General features: G+C 65.7%; 16 protein-coding genes and 1 pseudogene. 6 read left to right on the top strand and 11 right to left on the bottom strand.

Annotation, left to right across the window (positions count from 1 at the left end):
- Positions 1–32 precede the first annotated feature (32 nt).
- Positions 33–644, top strand: coding sequence for a TetR/AcrR family transcriptional regulator (locus tag LJ362_RS08630; protein ID WP_264798659.1), 612 nt, complete (start codon positions 33–35; stop codon positions 642–644).
- Positions 641–2,680 carry an acyl-CoA dehydrogenase family protein gene (locus LJ362_RS08635; RefSeq protein ID WP_264798660.1) on the top strand — a complete coding sequence of 680 codons (2,040 nt, stop codon included), beginning with the start codon at positions 641–643 and terminating at the stop codon, positions 2,678–2,680. The genes LJ362_RS08630 and LJ362_RS08635 overlap by 4 nt, the downstream gene beginning before the upstream one ends.
- 129 nt (positions 2,681–2,809) lie before the next feature.
- Here the strand turns inward: LJ362_RS08635 and metX are convergent, their stop codons facing one another.
- From metX to LJ362_RS08660, 6 genes and pseudogenes are all read right to left on the bottom strand, one after another.
- A complete protein-coding gene (metX, locus tag LJ362_RS08640) occupies positions 2,810–3,844 on the bottom strand; it encodes a homoserine O-acetyltransferase MetX (RefSeq protein WP_264798661.1) in 1,035 nt (344 codons plus the stop codon).
- Position 3,845: 1 nt separating this feature from the next.
- On the bottom strand, positions 3,846–5,168 hold the full coding sequence (locus tag LJ362_RS08645) for an O-acetylhomoserine aminocarboxypropyltransferase/cysteine synthase family protein (RefSeq protein WP_264798663.1): 1,323 nt from the start codon (positions 5,166–5,168) through the stop codon (positions 3,846–3,848).
- Between the two features lie 152 nt (positions 5,169–5,320).
- Positions 5,321–6,409, bottom strand: a complete 1,089-nt coding sequence (locus tag LJ362_RS16925; RefSeq protein ID WP_413774250.1) for a hypothetical protein — start codon at positions 6,407–6,409, stop codon at positions 5,321–5,323.
- Positions 6,398–8,736, bottom strand: a pseudogene (dnaE, locus tag LJ362_RS16930) (DNA polymerase III subunit alpha); the annotation flags it as partial. The gene LJ362_RS16925 and the pseudogene dnaE, both read right to left, overlap by 12 nt.
- A 47-nt stretch (positions 8,737–8,783) precedes the next feature.
- Complete coding sequence (locus tag LJ362_RS08655; protein ID WP_264798664.1) at positions 8,784–10,409, bottom strand: Y-family DNA polymerase; 1,626 nt, start codon at positions 10,407–10,409, stop codon at positions 8,784–8,786.
- Positions 10,399–11,169 carry a DNA recombination/repair protein RecA gene (locus LJ362_RS08660; protein ID WP_264798665.1) on the bottom strand — a complete coding sequence of 257 codons (771 nt, stop codon included), beginning with the start codon at positions 11,167–11,169 and terminating at the stop codon, positions 10,399–10,401. Before LJ362_RS08660 ends, LJ362_RS08655 begins: the two co-directional genes overlap by 11 nt.
- Before the next feature lie 433 nt (positions 11,170–11,602).
- On the opposite strand from LJ362_RS08660, the gene LJ362_RS08665 reads away from it, so the two are divergent.
- From LJ362_RS08665 to LJ362_RS08675, 3 genes are read left to right on the top strand one after another with little or no spacing between them, the layout of a single operon-like run.
- On the top strand, positions 11,603–12,271 hold the full coding sequence (locus LJ362_RS08665; protein WP_264798666.1) for a class I SAM-dependent methyltransferase: 669 nt from the start codon (positions 11,603–11,605) through the stop codon (positions 12,269–12,271).
- A gap of 20 nt (positions 12,272–12,291) precedes the next feature.
- A complete protein-coding gene (locus tag LJ362_RS08670) occupies positions 12,292–12,756 on the top strand; it encodes a tRNA (cytidine(34)-2'-O)-methyltransferase (RefSeq protein WP_173152323.1) in 465 nt (154 codons plus the stop codon).
- Positions 12,757–12,801: 45 nt separating this feature from the next.
- Positions 12,802–13,626, top strand: a complete 825-nt coding sequence (locus tag LJ362_RS08675) for a PfkB family carbohydrate kinase (protein WP_264798668.1) — start codon at positions 12,802–12,804, stop codon at positions 13,624–13,626.
- 152 nt (positions 13,627–13,778) lie between these two features.
- On the opposite strand, the gene LJ362_RS08680 is transcribed toward LJ362_RS08675, so the two are convergent.
- Complete coding sequence (locus LJ362_RS08680) at positions 13,779–14,033, bottom strand: type B 50S ribosomal protein L31 (protein WP_101544255.1); 255 nt, start codon at positions 14,031–14,033, stop codon at positions 13,779–13,781.
- Between the two features lie 177 nt (positions 14,034–14,210).
- Between LJ362_RS08680 and LJ362_RS08685 the strand changes: the two genes are divergently transcribed.
- Positions 14,211–14,762, top strand: a complete 552-nt coding sequence (locus tag LJ362_RS08685; protein ID WP_264798670.1) for a YbaK/EbsC family protein — start codon at positions 14,211–14,213, stop codon at positions 14,760–14,762.
- Positions 14,763–14,807: 45 nt separating this feature from the next.
- Here the strand turns inward: LJ362_RS08685 and LJ362_RS08690 are convergent, their stop codons facing one another.
- From LJ362_RS08690 to LJ362_RS08705, 4 genes are read right to left on the bottom strand one after another with little or no spacing between them, the layout of a single operon-like run.
- Positions 14,808–15,578, bottom strand: coding sequence for a phosphatase (locus LJ362_RS08690; RefSeq protein ID WP_264798671.1), 771 nt, complete (start codon positions 15,576–15,578; stop codon positions 14,808–14,810).
- A 45-nt stretch (positions 15,579–15,623) separates the two neighbouring features.
- Positions 15,624–16,553, bottom strand: coding sequence for a TrmH family RNA methyltransferase (locus LJ362_RS08695; protein ID WP_264798672.1), 930 nt, complete (start codon positions 16,551–16,553; stop codon positions 15,624–15,626).
- Positions 16,554–16,583: 30 nt separating this feature from the next.
- On the bottom strand, positions 16,584–17,420 hold the full coding sequence (locus LJ362_RS08700; protein ID WP_264798673.1) for a sulfite exporter TauE/SafE family protein: 837 nt from the start codon (positions 17,418–17,420) through the stop codon (positions 16,584–16,586).
- Positions 17,421–17,422: 2 nt separating this feature from the next.
- Entirely contained in the window at positions 17,423–18,208 is a 786-nt protein-coding gene (locus LJ362_RS08705) for an ABC transporter ATP-binding protein (protein WP_139908060.1), read from the bottom strand.
- Positions 18,209–18,324 lie beyond the last annotated feature (116 nt).

Below are 18,324 nucleotides of genomic sequence, written 5' to 3' on the forward strand. Positions count from 1 at the left end.
CGATACCGACAGTACCTGATACTGTCGGTTACATGAAATCGATCACAGACGGTCGCTCGACGAGATGGCAGAAGCATCGCGATGAGCGTCGTCGCGAACTTCTGCGTTCCGTACGGCTCGTCGTAGACGAGTACGGCGACGATATATCGATGGAGCAGATCTCGGACGCGACCGGGACGTCGAAGTCTGTGCTCTACCGATACTTCACCGACCGGGCAGGTCTGCAGGCAGCCATGGGCGAATGGGCGATGGGCGTCATCGTCTGGTCTCTCGATGAGGCCGCGGCCGCCTCGGCGAAGGGCGAGGGTTCAGCCGCGGCGCAGGAGTCCCTGGCCGCGATGATCCGCGCATTCGTCACGCTCGCCGGGAATTCCCCGAACGTGTATCGCTTCTGCGACACCGCGGTCAACCGGTTCGCGCCCGAGGAGACCGGCGGTTTCTTCAATTCCGTTGCCGGGCAGCTGGCCGAACGCCTCGACCTGAGCGGGGAGCAGGCTCGGCTGTGGTCGGCCGGAGCGATCGGTTTCGTCCGCGCCGCCACCGAGACGTGGTTGTCCCGACCGGACCGGCCCGAGGAATTCGCCACCACCATCACCCATTGGCTCTGGGCAACCCTGCCCGAACAACGAGGAGTAGAACAATGAAGCTGTCTCTTGACCCGAAAGCCATCAACGACGTCCTCGACGGACATTGGGCAGAAGCTCGCCGACTCGGGCGGACCCTGGCCGAAGCGTCGTCGACCCATGACGATCCGGCCGATGATCTCGACACCGCACGGGCGAAGACCCTCGACGGGGTCATGATGATGGCCGAGACCGGACTGCCGATGACAGGGCTGTCACCGGAGATGGGCGGAAAGAACGAACACGCCACGAACGTCGCCGGGTTCGAAGAGACCGTCACGGCCAACCCGAGCCTGCAGATCAAGGCCGGCGTCCAGTTCGGACTCTTCGGCGGAGCGATCCTCCATCTCGGGGACAAGGAACAGCATCAGAAGTGGCTGCTCGACGCTCAGTCCGGCCGTCTGCTGGGTTCGTTCGCGATGACGGAGATCGGGCACGGATCCGATGTGGCGAACGTGGCGACCACCGCCACCTACGATGAGGCGACCGAAGAGTTCGTCATCGAGACCCCCTTCCGGGCCGCAACGAAGGAGTACATCGGCAACGCCGCCCGCGATGCCCGGGCCGCCGTCGTCTTCGCTCAGCTCATCACCAAGGGAGTCAAGCACGGGGTGCATGCATTCTTCGTGCCCGTCCGCGACGAGGCCGGTGAGCCGATGCCGGGAGTCTCGATCGAAGACGACGGCTACAAGGGCGGGCTCAAGGGAGTCGACAATGGGCGCCTCGCCTTCGACTCCGTGCGGATCCCACGCACGAACCTGCTCAATCGCTATGGAGACGTCACCGCCGACGGCACGTACTCCTCACCCATCGAATCGCCGGGACGCCGCTTCTTCACGATGCTCGGCACTCTGGTCCAGGGCCGCGTCTCGCTCGACGGCGCCTCCGTGGTCGCATCGAAGATCGCCCTCGACATCGCCGTGCGCTACGGACTCGAACGCAAGCAGTTCACGGCCGGCGATGACTTCGCCGAGACGACTCTGCTCGACTACGGCCGGCATCAGCGTCGCCTCATGCCGGCCCTCGCCGCCGTGTACGCCTCGGCGTTCGCGCACGAGAAGCTGCTGACCTCCTTCGAAGAGGTCTTCGCCGGAGCCGATGACTCCGAGGAGAACCGGGCTCTGCTCGAGACCCGGGCGGCTGCGTTCAAGGCCGACTCGACCTGGATGGCGCTCGACGTCATCCAGGAATGCCGTGAGGCCTGCGGCGGTGCCGGATTCATGGCGGAGAACCGCCTCGTGGGACTGCGCGCCGATCTCGATGTCTACGTCACCTTCGAAGGCGACAACACGGTGCTGCTGCAGCTCGTGGCCAAGCGCCTCCTCGGCGACTATGCCAAGGAATTCGCGAATCTCGACGTCGGCGGAGCCGCCCGCTTCATCGGCACCCAGGCCGCAGAGCACACGCTCTACCGCACCGGTCTGGCCAATGCCGGACGGGCGATCTCGGATGCGCTGACCCCGAACCTCGGCGACAAGCGGATCAGGTCGGGTCGCCTGCAGCGGACTCTGCTCGAGACGCGTCTGGAGGTCATGGTCGCCGGAGTCGCCCAGGCGCTGCGGCCTGCAACGAAGATGCCGGCTGCGCAGGCAGCCGATCTGTTCAACGTCCACCAGCATGAGCTCATCGAGATGGCACGCGCCTATGTCGAGCTCGAGAAGTGGAAGGCACTGGACGAGAAGATGAAGCAGCAGACCGACGCCGATCAGGCCAAGGCCTTCCGTCGTCTGCGTGACACCTACGGTCTCGGACTGATCGAGAAGCACATGGCCTGGCACCTCATGTACGGTCGCCTGCCGATGTCGCGTGCACGCCAGATCAATGAGACGCTGGACCGTCTGTGCAAGAAGCTCGCGGCCAATGCCCTCGACCTCGTCGAGGCATTCGGCTATTCGGATGTCCACCGTCGGGCCACTATCGCCTCAGGTGTCGAAGCCGAGCGTCAGGCAGAGGCCGCCGACTACTACCGTCGGGCCCGGGCTCGTCAGGACTTCCCGGTCGACGAGAAGCAGCTGCGCAAGGCCGCGAACAAGAAGGCGAAGGCCGCCGCACGGTGAACGCAGGCCCGTGATCCGGGCACACCAGAAGACCCCCGCAGCGAACGGTCTGCGGGGGTCTTCTGGCGCTTGGGGAGATTCGGGTCGCTGTCTGGCGCCTGCGCTCGTCGCCAGACAGCCCCGTCGGTCTCAGTCGGCGAGGAAGTCGGCGAGCACCGCGGAGATCTTCTCTGTCTCGGTGAGGAACCCGTCGTGACCGACCGGAGAGTCGATGATGTGGTGTCGCACTCTCCCCGGCAGCGCCTCGGCGAGGATGCCCACCTGTTCCGGCGGGAACAGCCGATCCGAGGACACGGAGACCACGAGGTTGTCGGTACAGGCGTCGGCCAGTGCGACCGTGAGGTCAGAGGAGCGACCTCGGCGCACATCATGGTCGCGCAGGGCACGTGTGAGCACAATGTAGCTGTGCGGGTCGAACCGGGCGGTGAGCTTCTTGGCCTGATGGTCCAGGTACGAGGTCACCTCGTAGTAGTCCTCCGAACGCAGCCGACGGGAGAAGCGTTCGTTGAGGTCGGCATCGTTGCGATATGTCAGGTGCGCGATCTGCCGAGCCAGGCCGAGGCCATGACTGGGGAAGCTGCCGACGGCCGAATAGTCTCCGGAATAGTAGTCGGCGTCGAGTTCGATCGCGCGTTCCTGCATCATCGCCCAGGCGATCTGGTCAGCTTCGCAGAAGGCCGGTGCGGCGATGACCGCGCATTTGCGGACCTTCCGGCTGTCCAACAGAGCGAACTCGAGCGCTCGCGCACCTCCCATCGATCCGCCGATGACGGCGACCCAGGAGTCGATGCCGAGGATCTGGGCGAGATTGTGCTCCAGGCGCGCCATGTCGCGGATTGTCACCCGAGGGAATCGGGAGCCGTAGGCCAGGCCGTCATCATAGGACGACTGCGGCCCGGTCGTTCCCGAGCAGCCTCCCAGCGAGTTCGCACACACCACGAAGTACTTGTCGGTGTCAATGGCTTTCCCGGGTCCGACGACACCCGCCCACCATTCGGTGACGCGGGTATCGCCGGTCAGAGCATGCTCGATGAGGATCGCATTGGACCGGTCGGCGTTGAGAGTGCCGAAGGTCTCATAGGCGATCTCGACCGTGCCGAAGGTGTGTCCCGAGTCCGTACCGAAGCCGAGGATCCGTTCGACGGAAGTGCTCTGGGTGGTCATCTCAAGCCGCGGTCTGCGCCTTCGCCGCTGCTGCCGCGAAGCCCTTGTCGAGGTCGCCGATGATGTCGTCGACGCCTTCGATGCCCACTGACAGGCGGACCAGTGCCGGGTTCACTCCGGCGGCCTTCTGGGCTTCCTCGTCCAGCTGTGCGTGCGTGGTCGAGGCCGGGTGGATGACGAGCGAACGGACGTCGCCGATGTTCGCCACCAGCGAGTGCAGTTCGAGGGCGTCGACGAAGGCCACAGCGGCGTCGTACCCGCCGGCGATGTCGAAGGCGAGCACCGAACCCACGCCGTTCGGCAGGTACTTCTTGGCCAGGCCGTTCCAGGGGCTCGACTCGAGTCCGGCGTAGGCGACGCGGTCGACCTGCTCGTGGGCTTCGAGGTAGGCGGCGACCTTGTTCGCGTTTTCCACGTGGCGCTCGATGCGCAGGCTCAGGGTCTCGATGCCCTGGGCCAGCAGGAATGCGTTCGTCGGGCTGAGCGAGGGTCCGAGGTCGCGCAGACCCTGCACGCGAGCCTTGAGTCCGAAGGACACGTTCACTCCGAAAGCTCCGCCGGCGCCGAGATCGCGAGCGAAGACGAGTCCGTTGTAGGAAGCGTCGGGTTCGTTGAAGCCGGGGAACTTCTCCGGCTGTGCGCCGTAGTCGAAGTTGCCGCTGTCGACGAGGACACCGGCAACGGAGTTGCCGTGGCCGCCGAGGTACTTCGTGGCGGAATGGAGGACGACGTCGGCGCCGTGTTCGATCGGACGCACGAGGTAGGGGCTGGCCAGGGTGTTGTCGACGATGAGCGGCACACCGGCTTCATGGGCGATTCCGGCGATCGCTTCGATGTCGAGGATGTCCGAGCGCGGGTTCGACACGACCTCGCCGAAGAGGATCTTGGTGTTGTCCTGGATCGCGTTCTTCCATGCCTCGTGGTCGTCGACCTCGACGAAGGTGGTGTCGATGCCGAGCTTGCGCAGGGTGACGTCGAGGAGGTTGACGGTTCCGCCGTAGAGGCTGGAGCTCGCGACGATGTGGTCGCCGGCTCCAGCGACGTTCGTGATCGCGAGGAAGGCCGCGGACTGGCCCGAGGCGGTGAGGACGGCGTGGACGCCGCCTTCGAGATCGGCGATCCGGTTCTCGACGACTTCGTTCGTCGGGTTCGTCAGGCGGCTGTAGACGGGGCCGACATCGGTCAGCGCAAAGCGCGCTGCGGCATGATTCGCGTCGTTGAACACGAACGAGGTGGTCTGGTGGATGGGCAGGGCGCGCGAACCGGTGACCGGGTCGGGAACCTGTCCGGCATGGATCTGACGGGTTTCGAATGCCTGGGTCATGGTGACTCTCCTGTATGAGTGCGGTGGCGGTGTCGCTGGTTGAGGCGATGTGATGTGTCTACTGTCATCGACTTCTCCGGCTTGCGTCCGCCTGTCTGTCATGTTGGCGTCATCATGTGTCATCTTTCGTCACACGTGTGCGGCGCCGACGATCAGCGGAAGTTTCGCGCCTTCGTCGGCAGCTGCACCTCGAGGGGGATGAGTTTGTGGGCGTAGAGGCTGACCACATCTCCCCCGCGCTGGATGAGTCCGGTGACGACGAGGGCGTTGCGGGAGGTCGCGACCGTGCGGAAGCGTTTCATCAGCCCGGCCGTGGCTACGACGTTGAGCATCCCGAATTCGTCTTCGAGGTTGATGAAGGTGATCCCCGAGGCGGTGGCCGGGCGCTGCCGATGGGTGACGATCGCGGCCACCGTCATCCGGGTTCCGTCTGCGGCGGCGGCCGCATCCGCGGTCGATGAGTATCCGCGGGCGCGAAGCGTCTCGCGCATCATCTCCGTGGGGTAGCCGTCGACGGTGATCCCGGTGGAGAACAGCTCGGCCAAGGTCGTATCGAAGGCATCCATGACCGGCAGGCTCGGAGCCGAGTCCACGCTCGCCGTTCCCGGCAGCAGCCCCGGGTGGGCACCGGCGACTCCCCCGGCCAGCCACAGGGCCTGCCGTCGGTCCAGGTCGAATCCGGACAGGGCCCCGGCCGTGGCCAGCGATTCCAGGGCCTGCTTGCCGATGCCGGTGCGTTCGGCCAGGTCCGCCACCGAGGTGAACGGTGCATTCTCGCGTTCGGTCACGATCACCTCGGCGAAGGAGCCGACATGCGCGACCGTGTCCAGTCCCAAGCGGATCCCCAGCTCCCCCGCCGAGGCGGTGTCCCCATCCCCCGCCTCTGCGACCCGTTCGAGGTCCGTGGCCGCTTGGGACCGGCGGATGTCGACGGGCAGGATCGGCACTCCGTGCCGGCGGGCGTCGGCGATGAGCGACTGCGGGGAGTAGAAGCCCATCGGCTGGCTGCGCAGCAGTCCGGCGGTGAAGGCGGCGTGGTGATGGTACTTGAACCAGGCGGACTGATAGACGAGGTTCGCGAAGCTGATGGCATGCGATTCGGGGAACCCGTAGTTCGCGAAGGCGGCGATGGTGGCAAAGATCGCCTCGGCGGTCTCCGCGTCGACTCCGCGCGCACGCGCTCCGGTGCGGAACTTCTCGGCGAGTTCGGCCATCCGCTTCTCCGACCGGCGGGAGCCCATGGCCTGCCGCAGCCGGTCGGCATCGGCCCCGGTGAACCCACCGACGTCGATGGCCATCTGCATGAGCTGCTCTTGGAACAGAGGGACCCCGCAGGTCTGGCCAAGGACTTCTCGAGCAGCGGGTGGAGGTATTCGACCTCATCCAGACCCTGCCGTCTGCGGATATAGGGGTGGACGGAGCCGCCTTGGATCGGCCCCGGTCGGATGAGGGCGACCTGGACGGCCAGGTCGTAGAACGTTCTCGGACGCAGCCGAGGCAGGGTGGCCAGCTGGGCGCGGGATTCGACTTGGAAGACCCCGATCGCGTCGGCGCGGCAGAGCATCTCGTAGACGGCTTCGTCGTCGTCATCGATCTCCGCCCGGTCGATGAGGACTCCGGTGTGACGGTGGACAAGTCCGACCATCTCGTGCAGGGCGGTGAGCATGCCCAGACCGAGCAGGTCGAACTTGACCAGGTCCATGGCCGCGCAGTCGTCCTTGTCCCACTGGACGACGGTGCGGTGGCCCATCGTCGCCTTCTCGATCGGCACGACTTCGCCGATGGCACGGTCGGCCAGGATCATCCCGCCGGAGTGGATGCCCAGATGGCGCGGTGAGCCGAGCAGATCCTCGGCGACCTTGAGCACCGGCGCGGGCACCGGTGAGTCCTCGACATCGGGCAGGCTCGACCACCGGTTGCTCGACTTCGAGAACGCATCCTGCTGGCCGGGGGCATAGCCGAGGCTGAAGGCGGCGTCCCGAATGGCCGATTTCGCACGGTAGGTGATGACATTGGCGACCTGGGCGGCCCGGTCGCGGCCGAAATGGTCGTACACGTATTGGATGACCTCTTCGCGGCGGCCGGATTCGATGTCGATGTCGATGTCCGGGTACCCCTTGCGGTCCGGGGACAGGAACCGGTCGAAGAGCAGTCCGTGTTTGACGGCGTCGACGGCGGTGATGCCGAGGACGTAGCAGACCGCGGAATTCGCCGCCGATCCCCGCCCTTGGCAGAAGATGCCCATATTGCGGCAGAATTCGGTGATGTCGAAGACGATGAGGAAGTAGCCGCAGAAGCCCAGTTGGGCGATCATGTCCATCTCCCGGTCCAGCTGCTCCCAGGCCCGCGGGTGCTCTGCTCGGGATCCGTAGCGGGTGCGGCCGCGTTCGGCGATGAGGCTGCGCAGATACGTCTCTCCCTCGGTCTCATCGGGCATCGGCGCCTTCGGCAGGTCGGGGCGGGCCGAGGAGAGGACGAAGGAGCAGTCCCGACCGATCCGCACCGCATTGTCCACAGCTTGCCGAGGGAAGCGTGCGAGCATCTCCTCACCGGTGTGGATGCGTGCGCTCGCCGTCGCCGGCAGCCATCCGGCCAGTTCGTCCAGGGACTTCCGCGACCGCACCGAGGCGCGGACCTGAGCCGACTTCCACTCGGCCCGGGTGGCGAAGTGGACGGCATTGCTGGCGATGATCGGCAAGCCCGTCCGCTGGGCCAGATCGCCGAGGTGGCGCAGCCTATCGTCGTCATCCGGGGTTCCGTCCCGGCTGAGTTCGACGGCGACCCGGTCGGGTCCGAAGAGTGCGGTGAGTTCGCGCAGAGCGCTGAGCCCGCCGTCATCGTCGCCCAAGGCTCGTCGCAGCGGTCCTTTGCGACAGCCGGTGAGGATCATCCAGTCTCCGTCCTCGGCCGCGAGTTCTTCGAGGTCGAAGAGCGGACGGTTCTTCTCACCGCGCAGGTTCGCCTCGGTGATGACCTGAGAGAGCTGGTGGTAGCCCTCGACGCTGCGGGCGAGGACGAGCAGGTGGGTGGCATCGGGGTCGGTCTGTCCGGGGATCTTCTCGGCCAGCCCGATGGACAGTTCGGAGCCGAACACGGTGTCCAGTCCCGCCTCGTCGGCGGCATGGGCGAAGCGGACGGCACCGTAGAGTCCGTTGTGGTCGGTCAGCGCCAGGGAGCTCAGCCCGGCGGCGGCACCGGCGGCGACGAGCTCTTCGGGGTCGGAGGCTCCGTCGAGGAAGCTGAACTGGGAGTGCACATGCAGCTCCGCCCAGTCGACCTGCTTCCGCAGCAGTCCCGGTCCGCGGTTCGGCCCCTGAGCGCTGCCGGCGCCAGCCGACTCCTGATAGCGGCTGCGTCCGTCCGAACCGCCGGGGCCGACCGAGACTTGGTAGCGGGCGGGGCGGGAGAACGCAGGGGCATCGGAGCCGTCGGCATGCTTGTCGACAGGCTGTTCTCCTGCCGAGTTCTCGCCAGCAGGCTGTTTGTCCGCCGGGGAAGACCGGATGTCCTTGCCTTCGAGGCGGCGCGCCAGCTTCGACCACGGTGTGCGTGGGTTCGAGAATCCCATCGGGGCCTCCTCCTCTCAGATAGGGTCGTTGGTCAGCAGGCTGCCGGTCAGCGGTAACGGCCGGTGAGGTACCACTGACCGCGCTCTTTGCTCAGCAGAAGGGCACGGCCGGCATCGGTGACCACCTGCAGCCGGGTGCGGTAGACGGCTCGGTTCGGGTCCCACCACCCGGATTCGATGGGCCAGGAACCGGAGTAGTCGGTGATGGCCTCGGTCTGCCCGGTGGGGAATCTGATCGTCGCCGGGGCCGCGCCCAGCCCCGAGGGGCGTGCTTCCACCGGTGAGCCGTCCGCGGCGAGCACGTCGACGGCGGAGTGTTCGACGGTCGTCGGACGGGGTGCGTGCAGAGCACCGGGCCAGGGAGCGTCAGGGCTGCGTTCGGGGACGGCCGCCTGCTGCCACGGGGTCCACAGGTTCGTCTCTGCCGGGTCCCACCCGCCTTGGATGCCCGGAACCAGGACGGCATCGGGACCGAACAGTCCCTGCAGACGCTCGAGCGTATGGGTGATCTGCCCGGTGTTCTCGTCGAACAGGCTGCGTGTGGCACCGATCGGGGTGGTCAGTTCGGCCGCGATGAGGCGCAGCGCGATGATGCCGTCGTCGGAGAAGTCCTCGGCGTCGGGTGCCGGCTCGTCGACGATGTCGAGTTCCTGCGGGTCAGGCTGCGCCGTGCGGGGGTTCTGTCCCGGAGGCGAACCCCGGCCCACTCCCGCCAGCCAGCCTTCGGCCTGCCACCGCAGGCGGTCGGCGATCGCATTCTCCTGCATGTCCTCGATCCGCCAGGTCCGGGACGAGGACTGGCCGCCCGCGGCATCGAGTTCGATCGTGATCTGGGTGCAGACCAGCCCCTGTCTGCGCACCTTGGCCAGCAGGTCGGCACCGAGCTGGCGGGCGAGGAAGCCGAGGGTATCGCTGCGGGTCGTCGGGGCATCGAGGTCGAGTTCGACGTCGAGCTGTTCGCCGCGGACATGATCGGCGAGCGGGGCTCCTGCCCGCCCGGAGGCCAGGTCGTGCAGATGCCGACCGAAGGCGCCGAAGCGTGCGTTCACATCTTTGGTCGCGAGGCGGGCGAGGTCACCGAGGGTGCGCAGCCCCAGCTGCAGGAAGACCTCGATCAGCGCGGTCGCCTCGGCGCCGGCGTATTCCAGGGTGGTGATCGGCTGGGCGGAGAGGAAGTCCACGGTCTGTCCGGGTTCGACGCGGCGCGCCTGTCCGGCGGCGAGGACCGCGGCGAAGACGGTGTCGGCGATCCCGGGGAAGAACTCCCATCCGGTGTCATCGACGAGCGCCGAGACCAGTGTCTCGACCGCATCGGCTTCGTCGGCGTAGCCGTGTCTGAGCGAGTCGAGAGGGATCGCCAATGTTCCCGGGCTGAGCAGGGTGAACCGTGCGACGAGGTTGTCGAGGGCACCGACTCCAGCACTGAAATGACGGTTGTCAGCCTCTTCGTCCCAGACCGCGATATGGGCTTCCGGACAGCGATATCCCACGGCGCGTTTGTTGTTCCCGGCGGTGATTCCGGCGGCGCGGGCCGGAGCATCGGCGGCGATGACCTTGCCGGCGTGGAGGACCGCGACAGGGCGGCCCGGTGCGATGTCGTGTTCGACCGCGGCGGCCACCGCCGGCCAGTCGGGAACGGTGAGCACGAGGGTGCGGCCGGACTCATCCGACATGGCTGATCACCTGCCGCAGCTGTGTGATCGTCGACCACCGAGGATCGTCGTCCGTGTCCGTGGCCGGATCTGTGCCCAGATCCGTTGTCGGGGCCTTGGACGCTCCGCCGTCTGCCACCACTTCCAGCGTCCCCGCGGGGACGCTGGCGGGAGTTCCTGACGGTCCCGGCAGCAGGAACCGGTGGGTTCCCGTCTGTGAACGAGCACGGACGAGGCAGGACTGCAGACGGCCGTGACCGTGTTCGGCACCCGACCAGCGAGTGTCGGTGATCTCGATCTGCTCCGTGCTGCCGGAAAGAGGTCGGAGGCTGATGAGGCTCATTCGTCGTTCACGGATCTTCGCCAGGAGTCGGGACCGTTCCGACGCGCTCGGGGCGAAGCCGGGGTCGACGAGGATGATGTCGAAGGATTCGATGAGGATCGACGCCACTCGCAGCCAGTCCTCACCAGGGGTCGCGAGGTTGACGAAATGGTCGAGATCGACACCGAGGTCGGCGATCGAGGACACGGACGGTTCGCCGAGCCCGATGCCGGCACACCACTTCTGTTCCCGGGTCGCCGCAGCGATCGTCGCCAGGCCGCAGCTCAGCGACAGCTCACCGGTGACGGTGACGAGTTCCCCACGCGGCAGCCCGCCGCGACGGAACAGCGGAGAGAGCACAGGATCCACCGGATGGGGTGGGATCTTGTCGAACAGTGCCGCAGCGGTGGAGATCCCCGTCTCCCGACTGAGCTGTTCGATGACCGGTGCTGCTGACATGACATCCATTATCGAACTGATGTTCTAAATTGGCAAGATTCAGACAACAGCTTCGCCTTCCCGGGCGTGTCGGCATTCGACTTCGAGCCTTCATGCGGTAGCGAAACGAGGTCAAAGCCGCAGCACTCACCGCCGACTCCCGGGTCGGCCGCCTCCGCCGCATTCGGCTCATCGTCTCTCATGGCGCTCCCCTCCCGCGGCCGCTTCGGCCCTCCGGTCCGGCGATCCCCATGACCACCAACCGGGCCCCCCCCCACTCTAGGGTTCGGCACTGACGCGAGAATTCGAGCTAAGACAGTCTGCAGCAATCGATCATTGCCGAGATTCGATTGAGTTTCGTTTCTCCAGGTGACCGGACTCAACCATATGCGTCTGGCCGATTGCCGAACTCGCCCTTACCTGCCGTGTCAGCGCCGACGGGTAGGGTGACGTCATGACTGACGAAGCCCGCATCCGCGAAGCGGCCACGCGTGACTCCTATGATGCGATCGCCCGGACCTACACGGACTGGGTCGCCGATGAGCTCACCGCCAAACCGCATGACCGCGCCGTTCTCGGGGCCTTCTCCGAGCTCGTCCTCGGCACGGGCTCAGCGGAGGTCCTCGACATGGGCTGCGGGCCCGGTCGCATCACGACGTTCCTCGCCGCACTCGGACTCGAACCGCGCGGACTCGACCTCTCCCCTGCCATGATCGAACTCGCTCAGAGCCTCTATCCGATGCATCAGTTCGACGTCGGGTCGATGACCGCCCTGCCCTATGCCGATGAGTCCTTCTCCGGTCTCGTCGCCTGGTACTCGACGATCCACGTCCCGGACGATGAGCTTGTCCTCGCCTTCGCCGAGGCGGCCCGTGTCCTTCGTCCGGGCGGCTGGTTCCAGCTGGCGTTCCAGCTCGGGGACCGGGTCGATCATTTCTCCGATCTCGCCGGCTTCGGCGTCGATCTCAACTTCCACCGCCGCTCGATCGACGACGTGCTCACCGCGCTCGAACCGCACGGCTTCATTCCTGCCACCCGCATCGAACGCGAACCCGACCGGACCGGTCGTTTCCCGGAAGCGACCAGGCAGGGGTACCTCCTCGTTCGTAAGGCCAGTCTCTGAGGTGAGAAGATGAGGGTGATATGAACATCGACATCGTCTTCCACACTCCCGAGATCCCCGGCAACACCGGAAACGCCATCCGGCTCGCCGCGGTCACCGGAGCCCATCTGCATCTCGTCGAGCCCCTCGGCTTCGACCTCTCCGACGCGAAGCTGCGCCGAGCCGGTCTCGACTATCACGACCTCGCCCATGTCACCGTCCATCCTTCGATCGACGAACTCTGGGGCCGCCTCGGTGAACGTCGGGTGATCGCGTTCAGCACGCATACGGACAATTCCTTCGCCGAGGTGGACTACCAAGACGGTGATGTCCTCCTCTTCGGGCGCGAGTCGACGGGACTGCCCGACGAAGTCGTCAACGACGAGCATGTGGATATGACAGTGCGGATCCCGATGCTGCCGGCACGCCGTTCGCTCAACCTGGCGAATTCGGCATCCATCGCCATCTACGAAGCCTGGCGTCAGCACGGCTACGCGGGCGCCTGAACCCGCGTAGACTTCTTCGCGAACGCTTTACCAGAAAGGACCACTATGACCGCAAAGGTGCTCACTGTCGCCGGATCCGATGTCTCCGGAGGAGCCGGACTCGAAGCCGATCTGAAGATGTTCGACGAATACGGGGCCTTCGGCACTGCCGTCGTCACCTGCATCGTCACTTTCGATCCCAATGACGGGTTCGCCCACGTCCTCGAGTTCATCGAGCCCGAGGTCGTCACCCGTCAGCTCGAATCGACGCTGGCCGTGCACGAGTTCACCGCCATCAAGTCCGGAATGCTCGGCTCCGTCGACTCGGCGCTGGTCCTCGCAGAAGAGCTGAAGACCAATGATCTGCCGTACGTCTTCGATCCTGTACTCGTGTGCAAGGGCGCAGGCACCATGGTCGATCTCAAGGATCTCTTCGTCGAGAACCTCGTGCCTCTGGCCACCGTCGTCACCCCGAACCTCGAAGAGGCCGCGACCCTCGCCGGGGTCGATTCCATCGACTCCGTCGAGGGCATGATCGAGGCCGCGAAGATCATCCACGGCCAGGGCGCGAAGAACGTCGTCGTCAAGGGCGGAGCACGGCTGACCGGGGACGATGCCATCGACATCCTCTTCGACGGAGAGACCGTGACGACTCTGCGCTCGCGCAAAGTCAACAACAAGCTCGTCAACGGTGCAGGATGCTCCTTCGCCTCCTCGATCGCGGCAGGAATCGCCACCGGTCTCGACATCAAGGACGCCGTCGTCTCCGCGAAGGAGAAGGTCGCTCACGGAATCGCGAACTGCCTCGACAACGCCACCGGCGTCGCCTCGCTCTACCATCCGGCGTCACGAGTGAGCCCCTCGCCCGAGGTCTCAGTCACCGTCGACTGAACATCGGTGCTTCGGCTGCGTCCCCGCGGGGACGCAGCCAGTCACAGTCGGGACGTCGCATCAGAGTCAGTCGGCTTGCAGACGGCAAATCGCCCCGCACACCTTTCCGGTGTGCGGGGCGATTCGTATGAAGCTGTTGGGAACGCCCGAGATCAGCGCTTGCCGAAGCCCTTGTAGCGGTCCTTGAACTTCTCCACGCGGCCGGCGGAGTCGAGGATGCGCTGCTTGCCCGTGTAGAACGGGTGCGAAGCGGACGAGATCTCGACGTCGATCACGGGGTAGGTGTTGCCGTCTTCCCACTCGATGGTCTTCTCGCTCTTAGCGGTGGAGCGGGTGAGGAACTTGGTGCCGGAAGCCAGATCGTTGAACACGATCGGCGCGTATTCCGGGTGGATGTCCTTCTTCATTTTCTTACCTCTGCTGAATTCTTTCAGGCGCCTGATATGAGTTGAACTCATCTGCCAGTGCCCGAATTCGTCTGCTGGACACGCTCCGAACCGTAGGAACCGGACCCGGAGCGACAGTCCATTCTATCTGATGGGCCCGGACAAAGCGATTCGACACGGATCTCCTAAACTGTGGCCATGACCACGAAGGAACGCCTCTCCACTCAGTTCACCCTCCAACCCGCCGCCACCGCTCCCGAACTCATGGCCGAATCGACTGCCGCCGCCTTGTCCACGGTCTCCGGCGATGTCGACGTCTTCGACATCGATCCGCAGATCGCCGATACCGCTGCTCTCCTCGATGCCACGGATCTGCCTCCGGCCACCTCGGCGAACTGCGTTCTCGTCGCCGGGTCGCGGGGTGGTGAGGAGCGGATCGCCGCCTGCATGGTGCTTGCGAACACCCGCGCCGATGTCAACAAGCGGGTCAAGAAGCTCCTCGATGTCCGCAAGGCCTCGTTCCTGCCGCTCGAACGCGCCGTGAACGAATCCGGAATGGAGTACGGCGGCATCGGACCGATCGGCCTGCCGGAGAATTATCGGGTGCTCATCGACTCCCGCGTCGCCGAGGCCGACGAACTCATCATCGGTTCCGGTATCCGCGGCTCCAAGCTGCTGCTCGCCGGATCCACTCTCGCGTCCCTGCCCGGCTCCGAAGTGATCGAGGAGCTCGCGAACGAGATCGACTGAACGAGGCGCTCGGGCATGCATCGCCCGCCGGTCGAGCGCTGCTCGTCAGTTCAGTCCGGAACAGTCGATGACGAAGTCGATGAGCGGGGCGTAGAGGTTCGGCACGACATCGTCGTCCAGCGGGATTGTCGCTTCGATCTGCCCTTGCGCCTCGGCAACGAAGAGTGCCGGATCATTGCAGTCGGCATAACCGATCGTTCGCAGCCCTCTGCTCGAGGCGGCACCGGCCCACCCGTGGTCGGCGACGACGAGGTCGGGGGCAGATCCGCCGCGGGCGGCGATATCATCAAGCAGCGCACGCATGGGTTCGGCCAGGTGCGTGTGCGGACTGCCGCCGTGCAGGTGCCAGGTCCACACGTTGCTGATCTGTCGCACGTCCCCGCCGATCTCCGGAACCGGGATGAAATGATCACGGGTGTCGATGACGGCGCCGGCGTCTTTCGCCGCGGCGGCAATTGCCATATGCACAGGCAGAAGCCCTGCGGGGTGGCCGGTGGCGAAGAGGATCTGTCCGCCGGCGCGCGCGACCTCGCCGACCGCCTCGGCGAGCTTCTCCAGAGCGTCGATGCAGGCCTCGGTGGAGATCGTGTCCACGCCTTCGACGAAGTCGGGATCGGGCCGCAGGCCGCAGCGCGCAACCATGAGCGCGAACACTGAGTCATAGTCCCAGTCACGGGTGAGCTCGACACCGAAGTCGAACTGCCGTTCCTGGTCGAGGAACCGGTGGATATGAGAGAGATTGTTCTCTCTTGGAGTGGCGACCTCCCCGGTGATCCGTCCGGCTTCAAGGGCATGGGCTAGGGTGCTGCGGTCCACTGGGGTCCTCTCTGTATCTTGCGGGGAAAAGGGCACTGGAACAGCTCACTCTTCCTGCAGTGCGAAGCAGGTCACCGCCGAGGCGGCCGCGACGTTGAGGGAGTCCACTCCCCCGCTCATGGGGATCATCACGGTCGAGTCACAGGCGGCGATCGTCGATCTCTTCAGACCGTCGCCTTCGGTGCCGAAGACGACGGCAGTACGTTCCGGTGCGGCGGCGGCGAACTGGCGCAGGCTCACCGATTCATCATCGAGTGCCAGTGCCGCGAGATGGAAACCGGCTTCCTGGAGCTCTGCGACCCCGCCTGGCCAGGATTCGATGCGAGTCCAGGGCACCTGGAAGACCGTGCCCATCGACACGCGGATCGACCGGCGATAGAGCGGATCGGCACAGCGTGGGGTCACGAGCACGGCGTCGGCGCCGAATGCGGCCGCAGAGCGGAAGATGGCGCCGACGTTCGTGTGGTCGACGATGTCTTCGATGACGACGAGTCGCCTGGCATCGGCGATCAAGGAGGCGACCGGAGCCGGAGCGGGGCGACCCATGGCGGCCAGAGCTCCTCGGTGGAGGTGGAATCCGGTCAGGGACTCCACGGCGGCATCCGTGCCGATGAATATCGGCACATCGCTCTCGGAGATGATGTCGGCCAGGTCGAACAGCCATTTCGGGCTGGTGAGGAACGATCGGGGTGAGAGGCCGGCTGCATGAGCGCGGCGGATGATCTTCGAGGATTCGGCGATGAACAGCCCCTCGGCGGGTTCGCGGACACTGCGCAGGGCGACATCGGTCAGCTGCGTGTAGTCGCGCATGCCCTCGAGACGCCCGTGCAGGGCATCGCTGGAATCATCGCCCTGGCTCCCAGCAGTCAGGTCCGCCTCGTCGAAGAAGCGCAGACGCTCGACGGCGATCCCGAGTTCAGCGGATCGATCGATGACCTGCTGACGGGTCAGGGGTGCCTTGGCCGGAGTGTTCACAGCGTGCTTCCCTTCACAGCGGAATTCCGTTCACAGCGTGAGGATCCTCCAGATCGCGACGAGCCCGAGCGCCACGATGACGGCGCGCAGCAGCACGGGCGAGAACTTCCGCCCGATACGGGCACCGAAGTACCCGCCGATGAGTGAGCCGATGGCGATGCAGACTACGGCGATCCAGTTGATCCGGTCGTGACCGACGATGATGTACGTGCTCGCCGAGACCGTATTGACGACGAGGACGAGGACGTTCTTCAGCCCGTTGAGTCGCTGCAGATCATCTGGCAGCAGCAGACCGAGCAGAGCGATGAGGATGATGCCCTGGGCTGCGGCGAAGTAGCCGCCGTAGATCGCGGTGAGGAAGACGACGATGAGCACGGCGATGTACCGGCCCGTGGACAGGCGATCCCCCGCCTCGGCGACCCGATGCTCGACGCCGGCAGCCTCGGCCCGGCGCAGGGACCGGTTCTTCAGGTAGCGGGAGAGGTACGGCTGGCCGACCACCATGATCAAGGCCACGACGAGGAGGACCGGCACGATCGTCTCGAAAGCGTCCTCGGGCAGGTGCAGCAGCAGATACGCACCGGTCAGCGACCCGAGCAGAGAGGCGGGAACGTATCCGAGAATCCGTTTCCACTGCCCTCGCAGCTCTTCGCGGTATCCGAACGAGGAGGCGATATTGCCGGGGATGAGACCGACCGCGTTGCTCATCGTCGACACCACCGGCGGCACTCCGAAGGCGACGAGCGCCGGGAAGGTGATGAGCGTTCCGGAGCCGACGACGGCGTTGATGCCTCCTGCCGCGATTCCGGCGACGATGACGAGGCCGATCTGCCACGGTTCGAGGCTCAGGTTCGCCAGGAACTCCATGCTCAGAGGGCGGAACGTGCGTGGTAGCGCTGACCGTCCCGGGTGAGCTTGACGTCGATGCCGAAGGTGGCCGCAAGGTTCTCCGCCGTCAGGGTCTCCTCGATCGGACCGGCGGCCAGATCGGTGCCCTCGGACAGCAGCAGCACATGCGTGATGCCCTCCGGGATCTCCTCGACATGGTGGGTGACCATGATCGTGGCCGGCGCCCACTTCGACGAGAGGATCTCCGAGAGTGCGCCGAGCAGCTCCTCACGCCCGCCGAAGTCGAGTCCGGACGCCGGCTCGTCGAGCAGCAGCAGCTCCGGGTCCGTCATGAGCGCACGAGCGATCTGCACACGCTTGCGCTCGCCCTCGGACAGTGTGCCGAAGGTGCGATCGGCCAAGTGAGTGATGTGGAACGCGGCCAGCAGATCGCGGGCACGCTCGATATCGTCCTGTTCGTACTCCTCCACCCAGCGTCCGGTGACGCCGTAGGCGGCGGTGAGGACGGTATCGAGGACCGCTTCGGAACTCGGAATGCGGTTGGCAAGAATCGTCGAGGCATACCCGATGCGCGGGCGCAGCTCGAACACATCGACGCGCCCGAGCTGCTCCTCGAGGATGTTGACCGTGCCCGTCGTCGGATGCATGCGACCGGCCGCGATTTCGAGCAGGGTCGTCTTGCCCGCACCATTGGGTCCGAGCACTGCCCAGTGCTCGCCTTCGGCGACGGTCAGCGAGAAATCGTCGAGGAGGAAATTCGTCCCCCGGCGCACGGACACAGAATCCAGATTCAGGACTTCACTCATATCTTCAGACTCTATCGCAGACGAGCCGTCTATCCTGGTTCGACATGGACCTCACGACCGACTCACTGCTGCTGACCCTGGCCGTCAACCACCGTCTGCGCTCGACCCTGCCCCCT

This window comes from Brevibacterium sp. JSBI002 (genome assembly GCF_026013965.1).
Classification (GTDB): domain Bacteria; phylum Actinomycetota; class Actinomycetes; order Actinomycetales; family Brevibacteriaceae; genus Brevibacterium.